23 protein-coding genes are annotated in these 24781 nt (G+C 71.5%); 16 read left to right on the top strand and 7 right to left on the bottom strand.

What is annotated here, in order from left to right; all coding sequences use genetic code 11:
- Nucleotides 1-5: 5 nt before the first annotated feature.
- Nucleotides 6-839: an ABC transporter permease gene (locus EDF33_RS01350; RefSeq protein ID WP_123339476.1), complete on the bottom strand. Its 834-nt coding sequence runs from the start codon at nucleotides 837-839 to the stop codon at nucleotides 6-8.
- On the bottom strand, nucleotides 836-1849 hold the full coding sequence (locus EDF33_RS01345) for an ATP-binding cassette domain-containing protein (RefSeq protein ID WP_123293153.1): 1014 nt from the start codon (nucleotides 1847-1849) through the stop codon (nucleotides 836-838). The genes EDF33_RS01350 and EDF33_RS01345 overlap by 4 nt, the downstream gene beginning before the upstream one ends.
- Before the next feature lie 175 nt (nucleotides 1850-2024).
- Here EDF33_RS01345 and truA point away from each other — a divergent pair, with 175 nt between their 5' ends.
- From truA to glmM, 5 genes are all read left to right on the top strand, one after another.
- Complete coding sequence (gene truA, locus EDF33_RS01340) at nucleotides 2025-2912, top strand: tRNA pseudouridine(38-40) synthase TruA (protein WP_243692326.1); 888 nt, start codon at nucleotides 2025-2027, stop codon at nucleotides 2910-2912.
- An 81-nt stretch (nucleotides 2913-2993) separates the two neighbouring features.
- Nucleotides 2994-6107, top strand: a complete 3114-nt coding sequence (locus tag EDF33_RS01335) for an ExeM/NucH family extracellular endonuclease (RefSeq protein WP_207906612.1) — start codon at nucleotides 2994-2996, stop codon at nucleotides 6105-6107.
- 331 nt (nucleotides 6108-6438) lie between these two features.
- Entirely contained in the window at nucleotides 6439-6885 is a 447-nt protein-coding gene (rplM, locus tag EDF33_RS01330) for a 50S ribosomal protein L13 (RefSeq protein WP_071259898.1), read from the top strand.
- Between the two features lie 37 nt (nucleotides 6886-6922).
- Nucleotides 6923-7408, top strand: a complete 486-nt coding sequence (gene rpsI / locus EDF33_RS01325; RefSeq protein ID WP_111083442.1) for a 30S ribosomal protein S9 — start codon at nucleotides 6923-6925, stop codon at nucleotides 7406-7408.
- A gap of 22 nt (nucleotides 7409-7430) precedes the next feature.
- Nucleotides 7431-8804 (top strand): phosphoglucosamine mutase, encoded by a 1374-nt coding sequence (gene glmM / locus EDF33_RS01320; RefSeq protein ID WP_132099130.1) that lies wholly within the window; start codon nucleotides 7431-7433, stop codon nucleotides 8802-8804.
- 227 nt (nucleotides 8805-9031) lie between these two features.
- Here the strand turns inward: glmM and coaA are convergent, their stop codons facing one another.
- Nucleotides 9032-9976, bottom strand: a complete 945-nt coding sequence (gene coaA / locus EDF33_RS01315; protein WP_123339480.1) for a type I pantothenate kinase — start codon at nucleotides 9974-9976, stop codon at nucleotides 9032-9034.
- A gap of 27 nt (nucleotides 9977-10003) precedes the next feature.
- Nucleotides 10004-10489: a glutathione peroxidase gene (locus EDF33_RS01310; protein WP_111083439.1), complete on the bottom strand. Its 486-nt coding sequence runs from the start codon at nucleotides 10487-10489 to the stop codon at nucleotides 10004-10006.
- Between the two features lie 70 nt (nucleotides 10490-10559).
- On the opposite strand from EDF33_RS01310, the gene glmS reads away from it, so the two are divergent.
- Genes glmS through tsaE form a run of 5 tightly spaced genes read left to right on the top strand, consistent with a single transcriptional unit; the run spans nucleotide 10560 to nucleotide 15561 of the window.
- A complete protein-coding gene (gene glmS, locus EDF33_RS01305) occupies nucleotides 10560-12407 on the top strand; it encodes a glutamine--fructose-6-phosphate transaminase (isomerizing) (protein WP_123936953.1) in 1848 nt (615 codons plus the stop codon).
- A 7-nt stretch (nucleotides 12408-12414) separates the two neighbouring features.
- A complete protein-coding gene (locus EDF33_RS01300; RefSeq protein ID WP_123293157.1) occupies nucleotides 12415-12789 on the top strand; it encodes a holo-ACP synthase in 375 nt (124 codons plus the stop codon).
- Nucleotides 12786-13889, top strand: coding sequence for an alanine racemase (alr, locus tag EDF33_RS01295; protein WP_131877648.1), 1104 nt, complete (start codon nucleotides 12786-12788; stop codon nucleotides 13887-13889). The genes EDF33_RS01300 and alr (EDF33_RS01295) overlap by 4 nt, the downstream gene beginning before the upstream one ends.
- Nucleotides 13886-15052: an alanine racemase gene (alr, locus tag EDF33_RS01290; RefSeq protein WP_165901382.1), complete on the top strand. Its 1167-nt coding sequence runs from the start codon at nucleotides 13886-13888 to the stop codon at nucleotides 15050-15052. The genes alr (EDF33_RS01295) and alr (EDF33_RS01290) overlap by 4 nt, the downstream gene beginning before the upstream one ends.
- Nucleotides 15049-15561, top strand: coding sequence for a tRNA (adenosine(37)-N6)-threonylcarbamoyltransferase complex ATPase subunit type 1 TsaE (gene tsaE, locus EDF33_RS01285; RefSeq protein WP_243692325.1), 513 nt, complete (start codon nucleotides 15049-15051; stop codon nucleotides 15559-15561). The genes alr (EDF33_RS01290) and tsaE overlap by 4 nt, the downstream gene beginning before the upstream one ends.
- A 49-nt stretch (nucleotides 15562-15610) precedes the next feature.
- Here tsaE and EDF33_RS01280 read toward each other — a convergent pair whose 3' ends face one another.
- Nucleotides 15611-16015, bottom strand: coding sequence for a DUF5615 family PIN-like protein (locus EDF33_RS01280; protein ID WP_123936951.1), 405 nt, complete (start codon nucleotides 16013-16015; stop codon nucleotides 15611-15613).
- Nucleotides 16012-16239: a type II toxin-antitoxin system VapB family antitoxin gene (locus tag EDF33_RS01275; protein WP_123936950.1), complete on the bottom strand. Its 228-nt coding sequence runs from the start codon at nucleotides 16237-16239 to the stop codon at nucleotides 16012-16014. The genes EDF33_RS01280 and EDF33_RS01275 overlap by 4 nt, the downstream gene beginning before the upstream one ends.
- A gap of 165 nt (nucleotides 16240-16404) precedes the next feature.
- On the opposite strand from EDF33_RS01275, the gene EDF33_RS01270 reads away from it, so the two are divergent.
- From EDF33_RS01270 to EDF33_RS01245, 6 genes are all read left to right on the top strand, one after another.
- Nucleotides 16405-17838, top strand: a complete 1434-nt coding sequence (locus EDF33_RS01270; protein WP_132099129.1) for a 3' terminal RNA ribose 2'-O-methyltransferase Hen1 — start codon at nucleotides 16405-16407, stop codon at nucleotides 17836-17838.
- A complete protein-coding gene (locus tag EDF33_RS01265; protein WP_132099128.1) occupies nucleotides 17835-20447 on the top strand; it encodes a polynucleotide kinase-phosphatase in 2613 nt (870 codons plus the stop codon). The genes EDF33_RS01270 and EDF33_RS01265 overlap by 4 nt, the downstream gene beginning before the upstream one ends.
- Before the next feature lie 20 nt (nucleotides 20448-20467).
- Nucleotides 20468-21103 (top strand): tRNA (adenosine(37)-N6)-threonylcarbamoyltransferase complex dimerization subunit type 1 TsaB, encoded by a 636-nt coding sequence (gene tsaB / locus EDF33_RS01260; RefSeq protein ID WP_132099127.1) that lies wholly within the window; start codon nucleotides 20468-20470, stop codon nucleotides 21101-21103.
- Nucleotides 21100-21657, top strand: a complete 558-nt coding sequence (rimI, locus tag EDF33_RS01255) for a ribosomal protein S18-alanine N-acetyltransferase (RefSeq protein ID WP_243692324.1) — start codon at nucleotides 21100-21102, stop codon at nucleotides 21655-21657. Before tsaB ends, rimI begins: the two co-directional genes overlap by 4 nt.
- On the top strand, nucleotides 21644-22699 hold the full coding sequence (gene tsaD / locus EDF33_RS01250; RefSeq protein WP_111083431.1) for a tRNA (adenosine(37)-N6)-threonylcarbamoyltransferase complex transferase subunit TsaD: 1056 nt from the start codon (nucleotides 21644-21646) through the stop codon (nucleotides 22697-22699). The genes rimI and tsaD overlap by 14 nt, the downstream gene beginning before the upstream one ends.
- Before the next feature lie 89 nt (nucleotides 22700-22788).
- On the top strand, nucleotides 22789-23580 hold the full coding sequence (locus tag EDF33_RS01245; RefSeq protein ID WP_132099126.1) for a DUF4190 domain-containing protein: 792 nt from the start codon (nucleotides 22789-22791) through the stop codon (nucleotides 23578-23580).
- On the opposite strand, the gene EDF33_RS01240 is transcribed toward EDF33_RS01245, so the two are convergent.
- Nucleotides 23573-24763 (bottom strand): class I SAM-dependent methyltransferase, encoded by a 1191-nt coding sequence (locus EDF33_RS01240; protein ID WP_132099125.1) that lies wholly within the window; start codon nucleotides 24761-24763, stop codon nucleotides 23573-23575. The two genes, EDF33_RS01245 and EDF33_RS01240, sit on opposite strands and share 8 nt — an antisense overlap.
- Nucleotides 24764-24781: the final 18 nt, after the last annotated feature.

The following is a 24781-nucleotide window of genomic DNA, read 5'->3' as shown; positions in this document are numbered from 1 at the left end:
GCCCGTCAGGCCTTCCGCATGTACGCGCGGACCGTCAGTGGCGCGAACACCGCGACCACGACCGCTGCGCCGAGCAGGCTGATCCAGAGGTCGACGCCCACCGTGCCGTGGTTCACGAGCTCGCGGACCGCCGTGATGAGGTGCGAGATCGGGTTCACCTCGGAGAACCAGCGCAGCCAGTCCGGCAGGGTGTCCGCCGGCACGAACGCGTTCGACAGGAACGTCAGTGGGAACAGCACCATGTTGGAGATGCCGGAGACGCTCGACGCCGTCCGCGCGACGACGCCGAAGTAGGCGAAGATCCAGCTGATCGCCCACGCGACGACGATGACCAGCAACCCGGCCAGGACGACCGCACCGAAGCCGCCGGCCGGACGCAGACCCATGATGATGCCGACCGTGAAGGTGATCGTCGTGGCGATCGCGTACCGGACGGTGTCGGCGAGCAGCGCACCCGCGAGCGGGGCGATCCGGGCGATGGGCAGGGACTTGAAGCGGTCGAAGACGCCCTTGTCCATGTCCTCGCGCAGCTGCACGCCCGTGACGATCGACGACGTGATGTTCGTCTGGACCAGGATGCCGGGGATGATGATCGGCAGGTAGCTCGCGACGTCACCCGCGATCGCACCACCGAAGATGTACGTGAACATCACGGTGAAGATGATCGGCATCAGGGTGACGTCGAACAGCTGCTCGGGGGTGCGCCGGACCTTGATCAGCCCGCGGTACGCCATCGTGAGCGACTGCCGGACGGTGGCGCCGAGGCCGGTCGCACCGACGCCGGGGCGCGGGGTGATCCGGGGCGCAGCGGTGCCCGTGGTGGTGGTGATGGTGGTCATGCGATGCTCCCTGCGAGTTCGCGGTCGGTGCTGTCGTTGTCGTCGTCGGTGCCGTCGTCGTCGGTGGTCGCCGGTGCGCCGGTGATCGTCAGGAAGACCTCGTCGAGGGTGGGCTTCTGCACGCTCATCTCGGCGAGGGTGATGCCGGCCTCGCGGAACGACACCAGCAGGTCCGTCACGCGGTCGGGGTCCGACATCGGTGCGGTGAGACGCGAGCCCTCGGGGCTGGCCACCGCGTCGACACCGAGGGTGTTCCGGACGATCGTGCGCGCGGCGTCGAGCCGGAGCGCATCGGTCAGGCGGAGCTGCAGCGACGAACTGCCGATCGAGGCCTTCAGCTCGTCGCTCGTGCCCTCGGCGACGACCTTGCCGTGGTCGATGACCGCGATGCGGTCGGCGAGCTGGTCCGCCTCGTCCAGGTACTGCGTCGTCAGCAGCACCGTCGAACCCGTCGCCACGAGCTCGCGGATGGTGTCCCACATCTGCGCACGGGTGCGGGGGTCGAGCCCCGTCGTCGGCTCGTCGAGGAAGATCAGCGGCGGCTGCGCGATGAGGCTCGCAGCCAGGTCGAGCCGGCGACGCATGCCACCGGAGAAGCCCTTGAGCGGGCGTGACGCGGCCTCGGTCAGCCCGAAGCGTTCGAGCAGTTCCACGGCCTTCCGCTTCGCGTCCGCGCGGGACAACCCGAGCAGGCGCGCGAAGATCACCAGGTTCTCGGTCGCGCTGAGCGTCTCGTCGACGCTGGCGTACTGGCCCGTCACCCCGATCAGGGTGCGGACCGTCTGCGCCTCGCGCCGGACGTCGTGCCCGAAGATCCGGGCCTCGCCGCCGTCCGCCTTGAGCAGGGTCGCGAGCATGGAGATGGTGGTGGTCTTGCCGGCGCCGTTGGGACCGAGCACGCCGTAGACCGTGCCGGCCTCCACACGGAGGTCGACACCGTCCACTGCGCGGTTCGTCCCGAAGGTCTTCACGAGGCCGGAGGCCTCCACCGCGAGCGGTGTCGTGGTCATCGAAATGTCCTTTCGTCGATGTCGAGGACGATGGTGCCGCGGGGCGCTCACGCGGCACTGACGTGGCGCTGACACCGGTGGACAGCGCGCGTCAGCGGCGCAGCGGCCTTCGGTTGTGCAGACGGGTGTCCGCCGACTGCCGGGAGGCGCGGTGCAGCCCCGGTACGGTGGTCGCGTGGACGAGACGGCGGGCCCGCAGGGCGGCGGCGAGGCTGCCGGGATCCGGCTGCGGCTGGACATCGCGTACGACGGGGCCGCGTTCTCCGGGTGGGCCCGGCAGCCCGGGCTGCGGACCGTGCAGGGCGCGCTCGAGGCCGCCCTCGCCACCGTCTTCACCCGGTGGGGCGAGCCGCCACTGCTCACCGTCGCCGGACGCACCGACGCCGGCGTGCACGCCACCGGCCAGGTCGCCCACCTCGACCTGTCCGCCGAGCAGTGGGACGCGCTCAGCGCCAAACGCGGCACGGGGCGCTCGCCGCTGGACGGGCTCGTCAAACGCGTGAACGGCATCGCGGCACCCGAGGGCGACGTCGTCGTCACCCGGGCGTCGGTCGCACCCGACGGGTTCGACGCACGGTTCTCGCCGCTCTGGCGACGGTACGAGTACCGGATCGCGGACGCCGACGCCCCGCGCGATCCACGTCGGCGCGGGCACACGGTCTGGCACGGGGCGAGCCTCGACCCGGCAGCGATGGAGCGCGGTGCGCTGACGCTGTTGGGGCTGCACGACTTCGCGACGTTCTGCAAGCCGCGCGAGGGCGCGACGACCATCCGGACGTTGCAGGAGTTCCGCTGGGACCGCGAGCCGGACGGCGTGCTGGTGGCGCGCCTCCAGGCCGATGCGTTCTGCCACTCCATGGTGCGCGCGATGGTGGGGGCGACCATCGCCGTCGGCGAGGGACGGTTCGGGCCGGAACGACTCGAGGAGCTCCGCGTCGCCGAGACGCGGACGAGCGCGTTCAAGACCGCTCCGGCGAAGGGGCTGACCCTGACCGAGGTGGGGTACCCGGCCGACGCGGAGCTCGCGGGGCGGGCGGAGCAGACGCGGGCGCGGCGGGAGTGAACGCCCCGTCCTGATGTTGCCGAACGCAATCATTTACCTCGACGCAACCTGAGGGACTCCGCAGGTCGGTAGCGTGCGGGCATGCCCAACTCCCTCGGGCGCACTCTGCTGTGCGCCACGGCTGCCGCGACACTCCTCGCGGCCCCGCTCGTCACCGTCACCGCAGCGACCGCGAACCCCGAGGGGAGTGGCCTCGTCATCGAGGAGGCCTACCTGAAGGCCGGCAGCAACGGCGCCTTCTACAACCAGAAGTTCATCGAGATCGGCAACCCGACCGACGCCCCGGTGTCGCTCGACGGCTGGTCGCTGCAGTACCGCTCGGCGACGAGCACCGGCACCTTCTCGACGAGCGCGCTCGAGGGCACCGTGCCGGCCGAGGGCACGTTCCTGGTGTCGATGGCCGGCAACGGTGGGGCCACCGCGGTCGGTGCGGACCTGCCGACGGCGGACGACACCGCGTCGCTGAACCCCTCCGGCACCACGGGCACGATCGTGCTGTCGAACGCCGCCACACCGGTGGCCCTCGCCGCGGGTCCCGTGGCGACCGGCACCGCGGGCGTCGTCGACCTGCTCGGCTACGGCGCCTCGAACACGTACGAGGGCACCGTGCGCACCGTCGAGGGTGCGAACGCCGTGCCGAACGGCCTGGTCCGCCAGGGCACCGCGGACACCGACGACAACGGCGCGGACTTCTCGGTGACGACGACCCTGACCCCGCGGAACGCCGCGGGTGAGACGGCTGCGCCGACCGACCCGACGGAGCCCACCGACCCGACGGACCCGACGGAGCCGACGGACCCCGGCGCCCCTGCCGAGGCCGTGACCATCGCGCAGCTGCAGGGCACCACGGACACCTCGCCCTACGCCGGCAAGACCGTCACCACCGACGGCGTCGTGACCGCGGTCTACGCGTCCGGCGGCTTCAACGGCTACACGATCCAGACCCCGGGGACCGGCGGCGCGATCGACTTCGGCACCCACACCGCGTCCGACGCCGTCTTCGTCTTCTCGTCCGCGACCGCCGGGTTGGTGGCCGAGGGCGACCACGTGCGGGTCACCGGTGCGGTCTCCGAGTACTTCGGCCTGACCGAGCTGACGGTGTCGGGGGCATCCTCGCTCGAAAAGCTCAGCGACGCCGTCGCCGCCCCGCAGCCCGCCGCGGTCGCGTTCCCGTCGTCGGACGCGCAGCGCGAGTCGCTCGAGAGCATGCTCATCGCCCCGCAGGGCTCCTACACCGTCGCCGACAACTACACGACGAACCAGTACGGCGAGGTCGTGCTCGCCAGCGGCGCCGGCCGGCTCGTCCAGCCGACCGAGGTCGGTCGCCCCGGCAGCGCCGAGGCGACGGCTGCCGCGGCGTCCAACGCCGCGCGCAAGGTCACGCTCGACGACGGTGCCAGCACCAACTTCCTGACGAAGGCCAACCAGGGCATCCCGGTGTCCTGGCTCACCCAGGGCCCGGTCACCGTCGGTGCGACCGCCACGTTCGAGGGTCCGGTCGTCCTCGACTACCGCAACAGCGGGTGGAAGTTCCAGCCGACCGCGCCGATCACCGGTGCGACCCCGGCGGCGGACCTGCCCGCGTCGTTCTCGAACGTGCGGCAGGCGAAGCCGCAGGACGTCGGCGGCGACCTCAAGCTCGCCGGGTTCAACGTGCTGAACTACTTCCCGACCACGGGCGACCAGCTCACCGGGTGCTCGTACTACACCGACCGCGCGGGCGACCCCGTCACGGTGAACTCCGGCTGTGACGCCCGCGGTGCTGCTGAGGAAGAGGACTTCCTGCGCCAGCAGGTCAAGATCGTCAAGGCGATCAACGGCCTCGGTGCCGACGTCGTCTCGCTCGAGGAGATCGAGAACTCGGCGCGCTTCGGCCAGGACCGCGACGCCGCGGTCGCCACGCTCGTCGACGCCCTGAACGCCGCCACCGGCGAGGACACCTGGGCCTACGCGAAGTCGCCCGCGACCGTCCCGGCGAGCGAGGACGTCATCCGCCTCGCGCTCATCTACAAGCAGGACCGCGTCGAACCCGTCGGTGCGTCGACGATCCTGCTCGACGACGCCTTCACGAACGCCCGGCAGCCCGTCGCGGACGCGTTCCGCCCCGTCGGCGGCACCGCGGACGACGACTTCCTGGTGATCGCGAACCACTTCAAGTCGAAGGGCTCCGGCACCGGCGAGAACGCCGACCAGGGTGACGGCCAGGGCGCCTCGAACGCCGACCGGGTGCGGCAGGCCAAGGCCCTCGTGACCTTCTCCACCGACATGCAGGCGCAGTACGGCACCGACAAGGTGTTCATGCTCGGCGACTTCAACGCCTACAGCAAGGAGGACCCGGTGGTCGTCCTCGACGACGCCGGCTACACCGACCTCGGCCCGGCGCTCGACGCCACCGAGTACTCGTACGTGTTCTCCGGCCTGAGCGGGTCGCTCGACCACGTGTTCGCGTCCCCGGCCGCCACCGAGACGGTCACGGGCGTGGACATCTGGAACATCAACTCGGTCGAGTCGGTGGGTCTGGAGTACAGCCGCTACAACTACAACGCGTCGGACCTGTACACCGACGACGTGTTCCGCGCGAGCGACCACGACCCGATCCTGGTCGGCTTCGACCTCGATGCTGCAGGCACCGACCCGGGCACGGACCCCGGGACCGACCCGACCCCGGTGCCGACCCCGACCCCGACGCCGGGTGACGGCGGCTCGACCCCGACCCCGACGCCCACGTCGAAGCCGACCCCTGCTCCGACCCCGTCGGCTCCGGGAGCGGTGCCGCCGGTGGCCCCGTCGGAGACCGGTCTGACCGACGCGAACCGCGGGAGCGTCTCGGCGCCGTCGTCGGCTCGTGCGGGGGAGACCATCACGGTGACCGTCGGTACGCAGTACGCGGGTGACGTCGTGAACGTGTGGCTGTACTCGACCCCGACGCTGCTCGGCACCGTGACGGTCGGCGCTGACGGCACGGTGCGCGTCACGATCCCGTCGGACACCCCCGCTGGTGCACACCGCCTCGCGGTGACGGCCGCGGACGGGAGCCTGATCGGCTGGACCCCGATCACGATCACCGCTGACGGGCAGCTCGCGTTCACGGGTGCCGAGGGCCTCGGTGTCGGTGCGCTCATCGCGTTCCTGCTGCTCGCCGCGGGTGCGGGTGTGCTGATCGTCCGCCGTCGCAAGGCGGCGGCTGCGGAGTAGTCCCCACGCCCCACTGGGGTACTTCGTGAGCAGGAATGGTCGGGTTCGCCGTGCGCGACCCGACCATTGCTGCTCACCATGCGGGGGTGGGCGCGACCCACGGACGGACGGGAGGCCCGTGGCGAGGCCGCCGCGGGCCTCCCGTCCGGCAGTGGCTGCGTTTGACCGGCGCGACCCGCGTCGGCTAAGCTCTCACCTTGGTCTGTGCGCCACGCGCGCCGGACAGTCAGATGAGCCCTCCATCCGGGCGTTCCGCCGGCTTCTGCCGTGGGGAACCCCGACCGGAGTGGGATTCACGGACTCCTCACCTCGACACGAAAGCAGCACTCCTGTGACTCGCACGTTCTCACCGAAGCCGGCAGACGTCCAGCACGACTGGATCGTCATCGACGCGACCGACGTCGTCCTCGGCCGTCTCGCCACCCACGCCGCGGCGCTCCTGCGCGGCAAGCACAAGGCCACCTTCGCCCAGCACATGGACATGGGTGACTACGTCATCATCGTGAACGCCGACAAGGTCGCCCTGACCGGTTCGAAGCTCGCGAAGAAGGTCTACTACCGCCACTCCGGGTACCCGGGCGGCCTGACGGCGACCTCCTACCCGGAGATGCTCGAGAAGCACCCCACCCGCGCCGTCGAGAAGGCGATCCGCGGCATGCTGCCGAAGAACACCCTCGGTCGCGAGCAGCTCAAGAAGCTGAAGGTCTACGCCGGCGCGGAGCACCCGCACTCCGCGCAGCAGCCCAAGGCGTACATCTTCGACCAGGTCGCACAGTAGTTCCGGCCACGACGACTTCAAGGACATAGAGAAACTCATGGCTCAGATCGCTGATTCCCTCGACCAGACCCCGGAGAGCTTCACCACGGAGAGCGCACCCGCCGCTGCCGAGGCTGCTCCCCGTCAGATCCTCAACGTCTCCGGCGGTGCCGTCGGGCGCCGCAAGGAGGCCATCGCGCGCGTTCGCCTCGTTCCGGGCTCCGGCACGTTCGTCGTGAACGGTCGCTCGCTCGAGGACTACTTCCCGAACAAGCTGCACCAGCAGCTCATCAACGACCCGTTCAAGGTCCTCGAGCTCCTCGGCTCGTACGACGTCGTCGCCCGCATCACCGGTGGCGGCCCCTCGGGTCAGGCCGGCGCACTCCGCCTCGCCATCGCCCGCACGCTGAACGAGATCGACCGCGAGAACAACCGCGCGACCCTCAAGAAGGCCGGCTTCCTCACCCGTGACGCCCGCGTCATCGAGCGCAAGAAGGCCGGTCTCAAGAAGGCCCGCAAGGCTTCGCAGTTCTCGAAGCGCTAGTCGTCACCGGCTGAAGATCGCAATGCCGCGTCTGTTCGGTACCGACGGGGTTCGTGGTCTCGCCAACGGCGAGCTGACGGCCGCGCTCGCACTGGGTCTTGCCCAGGCGAGCGCGGCCGTCCTCACACACGGACACCATGCCGACGCCCGCCGGGCGTCCGGTCGACCGCGCCCGCGCGCGGTCCTCGCGCGTGACCCGCGCGTCTCCGGCGAGTTCCTCGGTGCCGCCGTCGCGGCCGGGCTCGCTTCCGCCGGCGTCGACGTGCTCGACGCCGGAGTCATCCCCACTCCCGCTGCGGCGTTCCTCGTCGCGGACATCGACGCCGACTTCGGCGTGATGATCTCCGCGTCGCACAACCCTGCCCCGGACAACGGGATCAAGTTCTTCGCCACGGGTGGTCGCAAGCTGCCGGACGAGGTCGAGGACCGCATCGAAGCGGCCATGCACGACCACTCCGCGCCGACCCCCACCGGCATCGACGTCGGCCGGATCACCCGGTTCGCCGACGCCGAGGACCGCTACGTCGTCCACCTGCTCGGCACGCTGCCGCACCGGCTCGACGGCATCCACGTCGTGCTCGACTGCGCCAACGGTGCTGCCGCCGGCGTCTCGCCCGAGGTGTTCGTGAACGCCGGGGCCCGCGTGACGCTCATCGGCGCCGAGCCCGACGGCTGGAACATCAACGACGGCGTCGGCTCGACCCACATCGACAACCTGTCCCGCGCCGTCCTGGCTGCCGGCGCGGACATCGGCATCGCGCACGACGGCGACGCCGACCGCTGCCTGGCGGTGGACGCCGCGGGCAACGCCATCGACGGTGACCAGATCATGGCGATCCTGGCGCTGTCGTTGCAGGAGCGCGGCCGGCTGAAGGACGACACCCTCGTCGCGACGGTCATGTCCAACCTCGGGCTGAAGCGTGCCATGGCGGATGCGGGCATCACCGTGATCGAGGCCGGCGTCGGTGACCGCTACGTGCTCGAGAAGATGAACGAGGGGGACTACTCCATCGGTGGCGAGCAGTCCGGCCACATCATCTTCAACGAGTACGCCACCACGGGTGACGGCATCCTGACCGGGCTGCACCTGGTCGCCGAGATGGCGCGCACCGGGAAGTCGCTGCAGGAGCTCGCCTCGTGCATGACGGTGTTCCCGCAGGTGCTGCTCAACGTGCGCGGGGTCGACCGGCACGGTCTCGCCGACCAGGGTGTGCAGGACGCGGTCGCCGCGGCTTCAGTAGCGCTCGGTGACACCGGTCGCGTCCTGCTCCGTCCGTCGGGCACCGAGCCGGTCGTGCGCGTGATGGTCGAGGCCGCCTCGCAGGACGATGCCCAGCGCATCGCCGAGGAGCTCGCCGCCGTCGTGCAGGAGCGCCTGGCGCTCGACGCCGCGTAGGGCGGGCGCGACTTCGCGCTGCGCGCGCGCCGCGTTCGCGCCCCGCTGCGGTCGTTGCGCCCCGACTCTGCGGGGCGCGATGCCCGTACCGGGGCGCAATCGGGCGAGCACGCGACCGCGTCGCGCCCCGCTTGCGTCGCGCGCCCCGCTGCGGTCGTTGCGCCCCGACTCTTGGGGGCGCGACGCCCATACCGGGGTGCAAGCCCGCGCACCCGCGCGCGCCCGCGCTAGATCTTGCGGAGCAGGACCGAGTTCACCTTGTGGTCGGCGGCCTTCTTCAGCACCAGGGTCGCCCGGGACCGGGTCGGCAGGACGTTCTCGAGCAGGTTCGGCTCGTTGATCGCCCGCCAGACCTCGGTCGCCGTCCGCACCGCGTCGTCGCGCGACAGCGAGGCGAACCGGTGGAAGAAGGAGTCCGGGCTCGAGAACGCCTCTTCCTGCAGGGCCAGGAACCGGTCGACGTACCAGGCCTCGATGTCCTTGGTCTTGGCGTCGACGTAGATCGTGAAGTCGAACAGGTCGGACAGCGCGAGCCGCCCGTGCACCGGCGGGGCGAGCACGTTCAGGCCCTCGACGATGAGGATGTCCGGCTGGCGGACGACGATCTCGGCGTCCGGCACGATGTCGTAGACCAGGTGCGAGTAGTACGGTGCCCGGACCTCGGTCGCGCCGCTCTTCACCTGGCTGACGAACCGCAGCAGGGAGCGACGGTCGTAGGACTCCGGGAAGCCCTTCCGGTCCATGATCCCGCGACGCTCGAGCTCGGCGTTCGGGTACAGGAAGCCGTCGGTGGTCACCAGCTCGACGCGTGGGGTGTCCGGCCAGCGCTTCGTCAGCTCGCGGAGCAGTCGGGCGACGGTCGACTTGCCGACGGCGACGGAGCCCGCGACGCCGATGACGAACGGCGTGCGTCCGGCGCGGTCACCCAGGAACGCCGATGTCGACGCGTGCAGGTTGCGGGCGCCGGCCGCGTAGAGCGTCAGCAGCCGTGACAGCGGGAGGTAGACCTCCTGCACCTCCTGCATGTCCAACCGGTCGCCGAGCCCGCGCAGCTGCACGATCTCGGTCTCGGTGAGCGACAGGTGCTCCTTGGGTGCGAGCTGCGACCACTCGTGCCGCGGGATCTCCACGAACGGGGTCGGGTGCGCGACGGCGGTCTCCGGGATCGGCATGGGGACGAGCGTACAGACGGGTGACCGTCAGGCGGGCAGGGCGGCCTCGATGGCCGCGATCACCTCGGGAGCGTCCGGCTTCGTGGTCGGACGGAAGCGCGAGACGGTGCCGTCGGGGGCGACGAGGAACTTCTCGAAGTTCCAGCTGACCCGACCGGCCTTGCCGTCGGCGTCCGGGGTCTCCTTGAGCGCCTGGTACAGCGGGTGCGCGCTCTTGCCGTTGACCTTGACCTTCTCGGACATCGGGAAGGTGACGCCCCACGTGGTGGAGCAGTACTCGTCGATGGCCTCGGACGAGCCGAGCTCCTGCAGGAACTGGTTGCTCGGGAACCCGAGGACCGTGAAGCCGCGCGGGCCGTACTGCTTCTGGAGGGCCTCGAGCTGCTCGTACTGCGGAGCGAGACCGCACCGCGACGCGACGTTCACGACCAGCACCGCCTTGTCCGCGAACGAACCGAACGTGGTGTCCTCGCCGTGCAGCGTGGTGATGGCGATGTCGTCGAAGCGTCCCATGGCCGAAACGTTATCCCCAGCCCTGCTGCTTCGCAGGGTCCGCGCTCAGGCAGACCGTAGGATCGCTTCCATGTGTGGAATCGTCGGCTACGTCGGCAGCAACAGCAGCCAGGACGTCCTCCTCGGTGGCCTCCGTCGCCTCGAGTACCGCGGCTACGACTCGGCGGGCATCGCCGTGGTCGATCCTGCGGGGGACCTCGTCTCCGCCAAGAAGGCGGGCAAGCTCCAGGCCCTCGTCGACGAGCTCGAGTCGTCGCCGATCCCGGACGGCACCACGGGCATCGGGCACACCCGCTGGGCGACCCACGGCGGCCCGACGGACGGCAACGCCCACCCGCACCTGGCCGACGGCGACAAGCTCGCCCTCATCCACAACGGCATCATCGAGAACTTCTCCGAGCTGCGCGCCGAGCTGCAGGCCGAGGGCATCGAGTTCCGCAGCGAGACCGACTCCGAGGTCGCCGCGCACCTGGTCGGTCGGGCTTTCCGCGAGACCGGTGACCTGACCGCCGCCATGCAGCAGGCCGTGCAGCGACTGGACGGGGCGTTCACGCTCCTCGTCGTGCACGCCGACCAGCCCGGCGTCGTCGTCGGCGCCCGTCGCAACTCCCCGCTCGTGGTGGGCCTGGGCGACGGCGAGAACTTCATGGGCTCGGACGTCGCCGCGTTCGTCGCCTACACACAGCGCGCGCTCGCGATCGGTCAGGACGAGATCGCCACGATCCGCCCCGACCGCGTCGACGTCATCCACTTCGACGGCACCCCGGCCACCCCGAGCGAGTTCGAGGTGAACTGGGACGCCTCCGCCGCCGACAAGGGCGGCTGGTCCTCGTTCATGGCGAAGGAGATCAGCGAGGAGCCCGAGGCCGTCGCCAAGACGATCCTCGGCCGCGTGCACGACGGTGCCGTCACCCTGACCGACCTCGACCCGATCGCCGAGCGTCTGGCCACGGTCGACCGCGTCATCGTGATCGCCTGCGGCACCGCTGCGTACGCCGGCATCCTCGGCAAGTACGCCATCGAGCAGTGGGCCCGGATCCCGGTCGAGGTCGAGCTCGCCCACGAGTTCCGCTACCGCGACCCGGTGCTGAACGACCGCACGCTCGTCGTCTCGATCAGCCAGTCCGGCGAGACGATGGACACGCTCATGGCCGTCAAGTACGCCCGCGAGCAGGGCGCGCAGGTGCTGTCGATCTGCAACACCCAGGGCGCGACGATCCCGCGCGAGTCCGACGCCGTGATCTACACGCACGCCGGGCCCGAGGTCGCCGTCGCGTCGACGAAGGCCTTCATCGCCCAGGGCGTTGCGCTGTACCTCCTGGGGCTGCACCTGGCCACCCTTCGCGGCACCATGACGGCGGAGCAGATCGCCGAGCAGGTCGCCGAGCTCGAGGGCCTGGCCCCGAAGCTGCAGCAGACCATCGAGGACGCCGCTGGCATCAAGGACCTGGCGCGCTGGATGGCGGACACCCGCAGCGTGCTGTTCCTCGGTCGCCACGTCGGCTACCCGATCGCGCTCGAGGGCGCGCTCAAGCTCAAGGAGCTCGCGTACATCCACGCCGAGGGCTTCGCCGCCGGTGAGCTCAAGCACGGCCCGATCGCGCTCATCGAGCCCGGGCAGATCGTCTTCGTCATCGTGCCGTCGCCGCGTGACCCGCGGTCGCTGCACCCGAAGGTCGTGTCGAACATCCAGGAGATCCGCGCCCGTGGCGCTCGCGTGATCGCCATCGCGGAAGAGGGCGACGCCGCCGTGCTGCCCTTCGCCGACGAGGTCCTGCGCATCCCGCTCGCGACCCCGCTGTTCGAGCCGCTGCTCGCCGTGGCGCCGTTGCACATGTTCGGCATGGAGCTCGCCGCGGCCAAGGGCCTCGACGTCGACCAGCCGCGCAACCTCGCGAAGTCGGTCACCGTCGAGTAGTCGCACGATGATCATCGGCATCGGGGTCGACGTGGTGGACCTGGAGCGGTTCGAACGGGTGCTGTCGCGCACGCCGGCGATGCGTGCGCGGTTGTTCACCCCGGCCGAGCAGGTCCGCGACGGCGAACAACGGCCGATCGCGTCGCTCGCTGCGCGGTTCGCGGCCAAGGAAGCCCTGATCAAGGCGTTCGGCTCCAGTGCCGGGCTCAGCTGGCAGGACCTCGAGGTCGTGTCGGACGACCAGCGCAACCCGTCGCTGACGCTGCACCAACAGGCGCGACAGGTGGCGGATGCGCGTGGCGTGACGAGCGTGCACCTGTCGCTCTCGCATGATGGAGGCATCGCGACCGCGTTCGTGGTCCTGGAGGGAACAACGAAGTGAGTGCGTTCACCGGCATCACGGTCGATCGTGAAGCGCTGATCGAGAACTACGCGACGATCGCCGAGCAGGTCGCACCGGCCGGCGTCATCGCGGTCGTCAAGGCCAACGCCTACGGCCACGGCGCGCTCGACGCCGCACGGGCCTTCGTCGACGCCGGTGCCGAGTGGATCGGCGTCGCGGACATCGACGAGGCCGTCGCGCTCCGTCAGGGCGGCATCGACGAGGACGTCCGGATCCTCGCGTGGTTGCACGCCCCCGACGAGGACTTCCGCCGGGCAGCGCAGTACGGCATCACCCCGGCGGTGTCGAGCGTCGAGCAGTTGTCCGCCGCTGCCGACTCCGAGGTCGGCGCCGTGCACATCTGCGTCGACACCGGCCTGAGCCGCAACGGTGCGGTCGAGTCCGAGTGGACCGAACTCTTCGCGACCGCCGGGGCCCTCGCCCGTGGTGGCAACCGCACCCGTGTCGAGGGGCTGATGTCCCACCTGTCGAACGCGTCGCGCACGGACGACCTCGACCAGGACGCCGCACTGCAGCGCGCACTCGACGGCCTCGCCGCCAACGGCATCGTGCCCGACCTGGTGCACCTCGCCGCGAGCGCCGCGAGCATCGCCGTGCCGGAGACGCGCCGCGACCTGTCCCGCGTCGGGCTCGCCCTGTACGGCCTGAGCCCGTTCACCGACCGCACGTCGGCCGACCTCGGCCTCCGCCCCGCTATGCGTGTGACCGCTGCCGTGCTCCGCACCGTCGACGTCCGCGCCGGCGAGGGTGTGTCCTACGGATACACCTGGCGGGCGTCGACCGACACCCGCCTCGCTGTCATCGGCCTCGGGTACGCCGACGGCTTCGACCGCGACTTCGGCAACCGGGTCTCGGTCCGCATCGGCGACCGCACGTTCCCGGTGGTCGGCCGGGTCGCGATGAACGCCATGCACGTGGACATCGGCGACGCCGACGTCAGCATCGGCGACGAAGCCGTGCTCTGGGGTGACCCGGCGAACGGCGACCCCGCGGTCGAGGACTGGGCCGCCGCGATCGGCACCATCAACTACGAGGTGGTCGCCCGGGTCGGCCACAGCGTGCACCGGAGGACGACGTGAGCTCCGCACCCCTGCGCCAGGCACGGATCGACCTGGACGCCTACCGCGCGAACCTCGACCTGGTCCGCGAGTGGATGGACCCCGTCGCGGTCATGGCGATCATGAAGGCCGACGCCTACGGCCACGGTCTGGAGCCGATCGCGCTCGCCGCGGTGGACGCCGGCATCCGGTGGATCGGGGTGCTCACGGTCCCCGCGGCCCTGCGTCTGCGGTCGATCGGCGTCGGTGAGGACGTCCACCTCTTCACCTGGCAGCACGACCCCGCCCTGGACTTCCGCGACGCCATCGACTCCGCCGTCGACCTCGGTGTCTCGAACGTGCCGGAGCTGCGGCGCGTCATCGACGCCGTCGACCAGCGACCCGCGCGCGTGCACCTCGGCTTCGACTCCGGGCTGCACCGCGACGGAGCGACCCCGGCGGCCTGGCCAGCGCTCGTGTCGCTCGCGCTGGACGCCCAGCGCGCCGGCCGCATCGAGGTCGTCGCGGCGTACACGCACCTGGCGGAGTCCTCGGACCAGGACGACGCCGACGCCGTGGCGCTCTTCGACGCCGCCGTGGAGCAGGCCGACGACCTCGGGCTCGACCTCCCGATGGAGCACGTCGCCGCCTCGCTCGCCGGGTTGGAGCGCAAGGAGTTCCGCAAGGACATGGTCCGGATGGGCGCTAACCTGTTCGGCATCCCCGGCGCGGACGGTGTCTCGGCGGCCGACCTCGGGCTCGAACCCGTGATGACCCTGACGGCGTCGGTCGCGAAGACCAAGCGGGTGCCCGTCGACACCGGCGTCTCGTACGACTACACGTACCGCACCGCCTCGGAGACCACCCTCGCGCTCGTGCCCGTCGGGTACGCGGACGGCGTCCCCCGTCTGGCGCAGGGCCGCATCGAGGTCGCGATCGGCGGCAAGCGCTACCCGGTCGCCGGCCGTGTGGCCATGGACCAGTTCCTGGTCGACGTCGGCGACGACGACGTCCGCACCGGCGACACCGTGACCCTGTTCGGCACCGGCGAGCACGACGAGATGACCGTCCTCGACTGGGGCCGTGCGCTCGGCACCATCGGCGAGGAGATCGTCTGCCGCATCGGGCCCCGCGTGCCACGGTTCTACGAGGGTCACGACATCGAGGGACACGTCGGGGAGTACCTGCGGGGCGACCAGTCGTGACCGGCGCCGCTCGGGTCCTGCTGGACACGGCCGTCGACGGCACCGATGCGATGGGCCAGCTCGGGGCGCGGCTGGCCGCGGTCCTGCGTGCCGGGGACCTGGTCGTGCTGACCGGGCCGCTCGGCGCCGGCAAGACGACGCTGACCCGTGGCCTCGGCGCTGCTCTCGGCGCGCGTGGCCAGGTGTCGAGCCCGACCTTCGTCCTCGCCCGGACGCACCCCACCAACGCCGGCCCGGACCTGGTGCACGTCGACGCCTACCGGCTGTCCGACCCCGTCGAGCTCGACGACCTCGACCTCGACTGGGATGCGTCGATCGTCGTGGTCGAGTGGGGCCGCGGCATGGTCGACGGCATCAGCGACAGCGTGCTCGACGTCGAGATCACCCGTGCCACCGGCGCCGACGCCTCCGGCACCTCCGAGTCCGACGACCCCGACGACGTCCCCGATGAGCCCCGCCGTGTCGTCGTCACCGCGACCGGCCCGCGGTGGGCGGGCGTTTCGCTCTGACCCTGCGGCCCATCGGCCTCGACGACGTCGAACCGCAACGGCGGCGTGTTCAGCCCTCGGGGACGTACTCGTGGCGGAAGCGGGGGACGACCGCAGCGATGTGCTCGAAGTCCTTGTCAGCAGCGAGCACGGTGGCGTCGTTGGCGATCGCGTACGCGGCGATCTGGGTGTCCGTGACTCCAGCGCCGCGGACGTACCCGCCCGCCCAGAGCGCCGCTTGCACCGCGAGCACGTCATCGGTGGTCGGGTGCTCCTCGGCAGACAGGTACAACGCCATGTCGGCCTGGAACTCGACGTGCTCGGCCGCAGTCCGAGCTGAGAAGCAGTACTCGAGGACCTGCGGTGGGCAGGTCAGGATGAGGTCGCGCGTCGAGATTGCTCGGAGACGGGCCGCGATCCCGGGGGACCGCCCGGCCTTCCACCACACCGAGTTGTCGACGATGTACGCGCTCACAGCCCGGCGGGGGTGTGCGGAGCTGTGTAGTGCACCGTGCTGGCAGCGATCTGCTCGTCGGTGAACTGCCGCTCGATGACCCGTTCCACCGCGGCGGGCTGACGTCGGATCGCGATGAGGGTCTGCAGTGCTCGGGTGACGACGTCGCGGTTGCTGCGCGCGCCGGTGAGTTCCTTGGCGAGGCTGAGCACGTCGGGATCGAGATCGATGGTGGTGACGGTCATGGCGGACCTCCTTCGCGGCTGCGTCCGAATATACATCGCTTTATATAGAAACGCGAGTGATGGGACGGCCCGCTGGTTCCACCGACCGCCGGAAGCCCCGTAAGCTCGTCCTCCGGTCCACCACCGGCTGGCGAGATCGCCGGAGGACGACCGACGGAGGACCGCGTGCTCGTGACGCTCTCGACCCGGGGCGAGGCTGCCCCGGACTTCTCCCACCTGCTGCACAAGCACCCCGGCCGAGCGCAGGCCTTCGACCTGAGCGTCGGGACGGCGCACGTGTTCTACCCCGCGGACAAGCCTGCGGTGTGCACCGTGGCGCTGCTGCTCGAGGTCGACTCGATCGCCCTTGCCCGGAGCAAGCGCTACGGTGCCGACACCCAAGCGCTGTCCCGCTACGTCAACGACCGACCGTACGTGTCGACGTCCATGCTGGCCCTGGCGATCGGGCAGGTGTTCCGCAGCGCGATGGCCGGCTCGAGCGAGTCCCGCCCAGAGCGGGCCGCTGCACCGATGGAGCTCGACATCACTCTGACGAGCGTGCCGAGCGAGGTCGACGAGCACGGTGTCGGGCTCGCGACCCGGCTCTTCGCGCCCCTGGGATGGGACGTCGACGAGGTCCGGCGTCCGCTCGACGAGACCCGTCCGGAGTGGGGTGACGCGGCGACCGTGGGGCTGCGGTTGCGGGGGAGCGTCCGCCTGTCCGACGCCCTCCGGCAGCTCACCGTCCTGCTGCCGGTCCTCGATGACGCGAAGCACTACTGGGTGGGTGACGACGAGGTTGGCAAGCTCCTGCGCCGCGGCGAGGGCTGGCTCGCCGAGCACCCGCTGCGGGACCTCATCACCACCCGGTCCCTCGCGCACCAGCGTTCCCTGGTGGCCGATGCGACCACCCGGTTGACCGGGTCCGAGGAGGACGCGACGACCGGGCCGGTCGCCGAGACCGAGACGACGACCGCGACGAAGACCGAGACCGAGACCCCGCTGTACCGCCGCCGTGCCGAAGCCGTGCTCACGGCCCTCGCCGACACCGGTGCCCGGACGGTCGCGGACGTCGGCTGCGGCGAAGGTGCGCTGCTCCGGCACCTCGTCGCCGACCGCACGTTCACCACGATCATCGGCACCGACGTCGCTCCGCGCGAACTCGAACGCGCCGAGCGACGGCTGCACCTCGACGAGGCCGGTGACGCGCAGCGTGCCAGGGTCCGCCTGCTGCAGTCGTCGGTGACCTACTCGGACGACCGCCTGGCAGGGTTGGACGCGATCGTCCTGATGGAGGTCGTCGAGCACGTCGATCCCGAACGGCTGCCGGCGCTCGAGACCTCGGTCTTCGCCGCCGCCCGACCCCGCGCCGCAGTCATCACGACGCCGAACGCTGAACACAACGTCCGGTTCGAACGCCTCGCCGCCGGATGCTTCCGGCACCCCGACCACCGGTTCGAGTGGACGCGTGCGGAGTTCCGGTCGTGGGCCACGGCGGTCGGCGACCGGCACGGCTACACGGTCGAGTTCCGCCCGATCGGCGACGACGACCTCGAGGTCGGCCCACCCACCCAGCTCGCCCTGTTCCGCCGCCTCGACGGCTCGGAGACCCGCGCATGAACGCCCACGACGACCGCGACCGCGCCCTGACGATCCCGGAGATGTCCCTGGTGCTCCTCGTCGGCACGAGCGGTTCCGGCAAGTCCACGTTCGCCGCGCAGCACTTCGGCCGGTACGAGACCCTGTCGAGCGACGTGTTCCGCGGCCTCGTCTCGAACGACGAGAACGACCAGGCGGCGACCCCGGCGGCGTTCGCGGCCCTCAAGCACGTCGCCGCGCAGCGTCTCCGCGACGGCCTGCTCACCGTGGTCGACGCGACGAACGTCCAGCCGGAGGCTCGCCGCGACTTCGTCCGGCTCGCCCGCGACCACGACGTCCTGCCGGTCGCGATCGTCCTCGACGTCCCGGAGTCCGTGTGCGTTGCGCGGAACGCCGCCAGGACCGATCGTGACTTCGGCGCCGATGTGGTGCGCCGCCAGCAGGGGCAGCTCCGACGCGGGCTGAAGGGCCTGAACAAGGAGGGGTTCCGCCGGGTGCACGTGCTCCGTGGCGAGGACGCGATCGCGGCGGCGACGATCGTCCGGCAGCCGCTGCTCAACGACCGGCGCGACGAGCACGGCCCCTTCGACGTCATCGGCGACGTGCACGGCTGCCGGTCGGAGCTCGAGGCGTTGCTCGGTCGGCTCGGCTGGACGCTGCTCCGTGACGAGGCGGGCCGCCCCGTCGACGCCGTGCACCCGGATGGCCGACGGGCGCTGTTCCTCGGCGACCTCGTCGACCGTGGACCGGACAGCCCCGGCGTCCTCCGGCTGGTGATGGGCATGGTGCGGAACGGGCACGCGCTCGCGGTGCCGGGGAACCACGAGGACAAGCTCGTCCGCGCGCTCGACGGCCGCAAGGTCCAGACCTCGCACGGTCTCGCCGAGACGCTCGCGCAGCTCGCGGCCGAGTCCGAGGACTTCCGCGCCGAGGTCCGGGAGTTCTGCCGCGGACTCGTCGGGCACCTCGTGCTCGACGACGGTGCGCTCGTGGTCGCGCACGCCGGCATGCTGGAGCAGTACCAGGGCCGGGCGTCCGGTCGGGTGCGCTCGTTCGCGCTGTACGGCGACACGACCGGTGAGAGTGACGAGTACGGGTTGCCCGTGCGGCTGCCGTGGGCGGATTCGTACCGGGGTTCGGCGATGGTGCTCTACGGGCACACCCCGACGGTGGACGCCGAGTGGATCAACGGCACGATGTGCCTCGACACCGGCTGCGTGTTCGGCGGGAAGCTCTCGGCGCTCCGGTACCCGGAGCGCGAGCTCGTGCAGGTGGACGCGGAACGCGTCCACTACGAGGCGGCCAAGCCGCTCGAGCCGTTGCGTGGCCCGACCGAGTCCGGTCCGACGACGAGCGCGACGGACGGGAGGCCCGGTGCGGCCCCGTCACCACGTCGCGTCCCCGGCGTGCTCCCGATCGAGGACGTGACCGGCCGGCAGATCGTCGAGACCCGGCACCACGGGCGGGTCGGCATCCGTGCGGAGCACGCCGCCGGCGCCCTCGAGGTGATGAGCCGGTTCGCCATCGACCCACGCTGGCTGCCGTACCTGCCGCCGACGATGAGTCCCGTTGCGACGTCCGCGCTCCCTGACCACCTGGAGCACCCCGCCGAGGCGTTCACGTACTACCGCGACCAGGGCGTGCAGTCGGTGCGGATGGAGGAGAAGCACATGGGCTCACGGGCCACCGTGCTGCTCGCCAGAGACCCGTCGCGCTTCGACGCTCCCGTCGGCTGGAACGGTGTCGCGTACACCCGCACCGGCCGGTCGTTCTTCGACGCGGCGACGACCACGACGTTCGCCGGACGGTTGTCCGAGGCGTTCGAGCGGGCCGGACTGTGGGCGGAACTCGACTCGGACTGGGTGCTGCTCGACGGCGAGGTGCTGCCGTGGGCGGTGAAGGCCGAGGGGATGATCCGCGATTGGTACGCCGAGGTCGGTGCCGCAGCCGCTGGGGCGTTCCCGACCGCCGTCGCCGCGCTCGAGTCCGCACGGGACGCCGGTGTCGACGTCGCCGACCTGCTCGACCGGACCCGCCGACGTGCGGCCGCTGCGGACGCCTACACGGCGTCCTACCGGCGGTACGCGACGCCGTCGACCGGCATCGACGAAGTCCGGTTCGCGCCGTTCCAAGTCCTCGCCGCCGAGGGGCGGACGTTCGCCGACCGACCGCACGGCTGGCACCTCGACGTGTCCGAGCGGTTGGCGGCGGCGGCTCCCGACGCGGTCCGGGCCACCCGCTCGGCCTTCGTCGACGTCACCGACGATGCCAGCCGCGCCGCCGCGACTGACTGGTGGCAGGCGATCACGGAGGCCGGCGGCGAGGGCGCGGTCGTCAAGCCCGAGGCGAACCTGGTCCGCGGGCCGAAGGGACTCGTCCAACCCGGGGTGAAGGTCCGCGGCCGCGAGTACCTGCGGATCATCTACGGGCCGGAGTACAGCGAAGCCGAGAACCTCGCTCGGCTGCGCGACCGCGACCTGCGGCACAAGCGGTCGATGGCGCTGCGCGAGTACGCCCTCGGGCTGGAGTCCCTGGAACGCTTCGTGGCCGGCGAGCCGCTGTGGCGGGTGCACCAGCCGGTGTTCGGGGTCCTGGCGATGGAGTCCGAGGCCGTCGACCCGCGCCTGTGACGCGCGCCTACGATGGACGGGTGCTCCTCGCCATCGACACCTCCGCCGGAACCTCCGTGGCCGTCGTCGACCCGGCCACCGGCACGCCCCTCGCGACCCGCGACACCGAGGGCAGCCGCCGGCACGCCGAGGTGATCGGCCCGTTCCTGGCCGAGGCGCTCGCCGAGGCCGGCATCACCGGCGCGGACGTCACGGGCGTGGTCGCCGGCATGGGCCCCGGCCCGTTCACCGGTCTGCGCGTCGGCATCGCCGCCGCCCGCACCTTCGCCGCCGCCGTCGGCGTGCCCGTCCTGCCGCTCGTCAGCCACGACGCGGTCGCGGCCGACGAGCGCGACGGCCGACGGGACGGACCGTTCGTCGTCCTGACGGACGCCCGCCGGCGCGAGGTCTACTGGAGCGCGTACGACCAGACCGGCACGCGCGTTGCGGGTCCGGGTCTCGCCAGGCCCGCCGATCTCGACGAGGCGATCCGTGCCTCCCGGCCCGAAGCGGTGGGCTGGGACCGCGTGACGGCCCTGTCCATCCCTGCCTGGAGGCTCGGATCACTCGCCGCGGACCGCCTGCGGTCCGGCGCGGGGTTCGACCAGGACACCCCCCTCTACCTGCGGGAACCCGACGTCACGGTGCCGGGTGCGCCGAAGCGGGTGAAGCAGTGACGGTGCCGGACGGGCTCCGCCTGCGGCGGGCGCACCCGCAGGACCTCGACGACATCATGTGGCTCGAGCACGTCTCGTTCCCGACGGACGCCTGGTCGGCGTCGCAGATGTCGGGCGAGCTGTACTCGCCGCACGGGTACTACGTCGTGATCGAGACCGTCGACGACTCGGCCGCGCCGTCGGTCGTCGGGTACGCCGGACTGTCCTCGCTGGCAGGCAACCCGGTCGCCGACGTGCAGACCATCGCGGTCGCAGCCGAGCAGCGCGGCAAGGGACTCGGGCGGGTGCTCTTCACGGACCTCCTCGACGAGGCCCGTCACCGCGGTGTGCGCGAGGTGTTCCTCGAGGTCCGCGCCGACAACCCCGTCGCGCAGTCGATGTACACGGCGTTCGGGTTCGAGCACATCGCGACCCGGCCCCGCTACTACCAGCCGGACGGCGTCGACGCGTGGGTGATGCGGGCGGAGCTGCCGGTCGCGGCAGACGCGGCGCCGACGCCGACGGCGTCGACGGTCGGCCCGATCGGACAGGAGGCGCTCGATGAGCGTGGCTGAACCACTGGTGCTCGGCATCGAGACGAGCTGTGACGAGACCGGCGTGGGCATCGTGCGGGGGAGCACCCTGCTCGCGAACGTCATCGCGTCGAGCATGGACGAGCACGCTCGGTACGGCGGCGTCGTGCCCGAGGTCGCCGCACGCGCGCACCTCGAGGCGATGACCCCGACGCTGCACGAGGCCCTCGAGCGGGCCGGGGTCACCCTCGACGAACTCGACGCCGTCGCGGTCACCGCCGGGCCGGGTCTGGCGGGCGCGCTCATGGTCGGGGTGGGTGCCGCGAAGGCGCTCGCCGTCGCCACCGGCAAGCCCCTGTACGGCGTGAACCACCTGGTCGGGCACGTCGGTGCCGACGTCCTGCGCACGGACGGCAGTGACATCGAGCTGCCGACGATCGCCCTGCTGGTGTCCGGCGGGCACACCTCGCTGCTGCTCGTGAAGGACCTGGTCGGCGACGTCGAACTGCTCGGCGAGACCATCGACGACGCCGCGGGTGAAGCGTTCGACAAGGTCGCACGGCTGCTCGGCCTGCCGTACCCCGGCGGGCCGCAGATCGACCGGGCCGCGGCCGACGGCGACCCGAAGGCCATCCGGTTCCCCCGCGGCCTGACGCTGCCGAAGGACCTGGCCGCGCACCGGTACGACTTCTCGTTCTCCGGGCTGAAGACCGCCGTCGCGCGCTGGGTCGAGCGCTGCCGCGACGAAGGGCGCGAGGTCCCGGTGGCCGACGTCGCCGCGAGCTTCCGCGAAGCCGTCGTCGACGTCCTGCTGACCAAGGCCCTGAACGCGTGCCGCGACACCGGCGTGGACCGACTCCTGCTCGGTGGCGGTGTGGTCGCGAACGCTCGGCTACGGCAGGTCGCCGAGGAGCGGTGCGCCGCTGCGGGGGTGCAGCTGCGGATCCCGCCGTTCGACCTGTGCACGGACAACGGCGCCATGATCGCGGCCGTCGGCGCACGCCTGGTCGCCGAGGGGCACGCGCCGAGCGACCTCGGGATCGCGGCCGACTCGACGTTGCCGGTGACGACCGTCCAGGTCTGAACCGTCCGGGCTCCGACCGGTCGGCCCTCGGGTGCCTGTGGGAGGATTCACGTGGCGTCGGAGAGACCGGGCGCCGAGAGGGGTTGACGGTGTCCGATCAGAACGAGTGGCCGAAGCCGGGCGAGACGACGCCGGGCGGCACGACCGGCGGGCAGCCCGAGGGGACGCCCGCTCCGGATGCACCGCAGGCCCCCGACGCACCCCAGGCCCCGTCGGCTCCCGAGCAGCCGCAGCAGTCCAACCCGTACGGGCAGCAGCAGCCGTCGAGCCCGTACGCGGCACCGCAGCAGCCGAACCCGTACGGTCAGCCGCAGCAGTCCAACCCGTACGGCCAGCCGCAGCCGGCGAACCCGTACGCGGCTCCGCAGCAGCCGCAGCAGCAGAACCCGTACTCGGCACCGCAGGCGCCGCAGGACCCGTACGGCGCCGCCCAGAACCCGTACGGCCAGCAGAACCCGTACGCGCAGCAGCAGGGCGGTCAGAACCCCTACGCGCAGCCGCAGCAGCAGCAGCCGCATCAGCAGCCGTACGCGCCCGCGGGTGCCTACGGTGCGACGGGCTACCAGCCCTACGCGCAGCGCCCGAAGACGAACACCCTGGCGATCCTGTCGATCGTGTTCGGTCTCGCCGCCGTCCCGATGTGGTTCATCGCGATCCTGCTCGGCCCCGCCGGCGCGATCCTCGGCCACGTCGCGCTCGGCAAGATCAAGCAGAACGGTGAGGCCGGCCGAGCGCTCGCCCTGACCGGCATCATCGCCGGCTGGGTGATGACCGGCATCTGGCTGATCTGGATCGCCTTCATCATCTTCCTCGGCGTGATCGGCCAGAGCTCGTACTCCGACTACGGCTACGACTCGGGAACCGGCGCGTTCCTCAGCTGAGCCGCTCGCACAGGATCGCGGCGTGCCGGCCCTCCAGCCGGGTGAGCACGAGGGTCACACGACCGGTCCCGCGTAGCCGCAGGCGCTTGCGGAACTGCGCCGGGTCGACGTCGACGCCGCGCTTCTTGATCTCGACGGTGCCGATGCCGTCGGCGGCGAGCCGCGCTGCCAGCCGCTTGACGTCGAGCGGCATGGTGTCGAGCACCCGGAAGCCCTGGGCGAAGGGCGTCGACACGGCACGGTCCGAGGTGACGTACGCGATCCCGTCGGAGAGCATGTGGCCGTCCAGGGTGCGGGCGAGGTCGCCGATGAGCCGTGCGCGGATGACGGCGCCGTCCGGCTCGTACAGGTAGGAACCGAGCGGCCCCACCTCGGCGTCCTCGGAGTCTGCCGGGCCGGTCATCTCGGCGATGCCGTGTGCACCGATGACGGTCGCCGCTCGGCGGATCCCCGGCCGGGCGAGGGGCCCGAACCACAGCGCGAGCTCGACGACCTCGCGGTCGACGGACGTCCACTGCGCCTCGGCGGTGTCCGGGATCAGGTCGCGGTCGATGCCCGGCCCGAGCTTCACGCCGGTCGGCGTCGTCGTCGCGGTGGCGAACACGGTGTCCAACGAGGGTGACCAGTCGTCCGGGTCGGCCAGGCGACGGGTGTCCGAGTGGCCGGAGGTCCGACGTGCGGGGTCCATCCAGATGCCGTCGACGCGGGAGGCGTCGAACGAGGCCGCGTCGCCGAGTTCGACCCGGGCGTTCGGCCACACCGCGAGGTTGTGCGTGGCGACCGCCGCGGTGACCTCGTCACGGTCGACCGCCGTGACGTCGAGTTCGAGGGCCGCCATCGCCATCGCGTCGCCGCCGATCCCGCACCCGAGGTCGGCGACCCGGGTCAGCCCGGCTGCGGCGAAGCGCCCGGCGTGCTGGGCGGCGACCTGCAGGCGGGTGGCCTGCTCGAGTCCGGCCTCGGTGAAGAGCATGCGTCCGGCGAAGTCGCCGAACTTGCCACGGGCCTTCTGCCGGAGCTTTGCCTGGGTCAGGACCGCCGCGACGAGCTGCGGGTCGTGCCCCTCGGCACGGAGCCGCGACACCACCCGGACGATCTCGCCGCCGTCCGAGACGCCGGGGGTACGGTCGAGCAGGGCCATCCCGTCGGGGGTCAGCAGTGCGGCGAGTTCGGCGGCTTCCATGTCCCGATCCTCCCAGGT

This window comes from Curtobacterium sp. PhB146 (genome assembly GCF_004342995.1).
Taxonomy (GTDB): Bacteria; Actinomycetota; Actinomycetes; order Actinomycetales; family Microbacteriaceae; genus Curtobacterium.
Note: the sequence above shows the minus strand (reverse complement) of the source record. Positions and strands in the feature narration are given on the sequence as shown.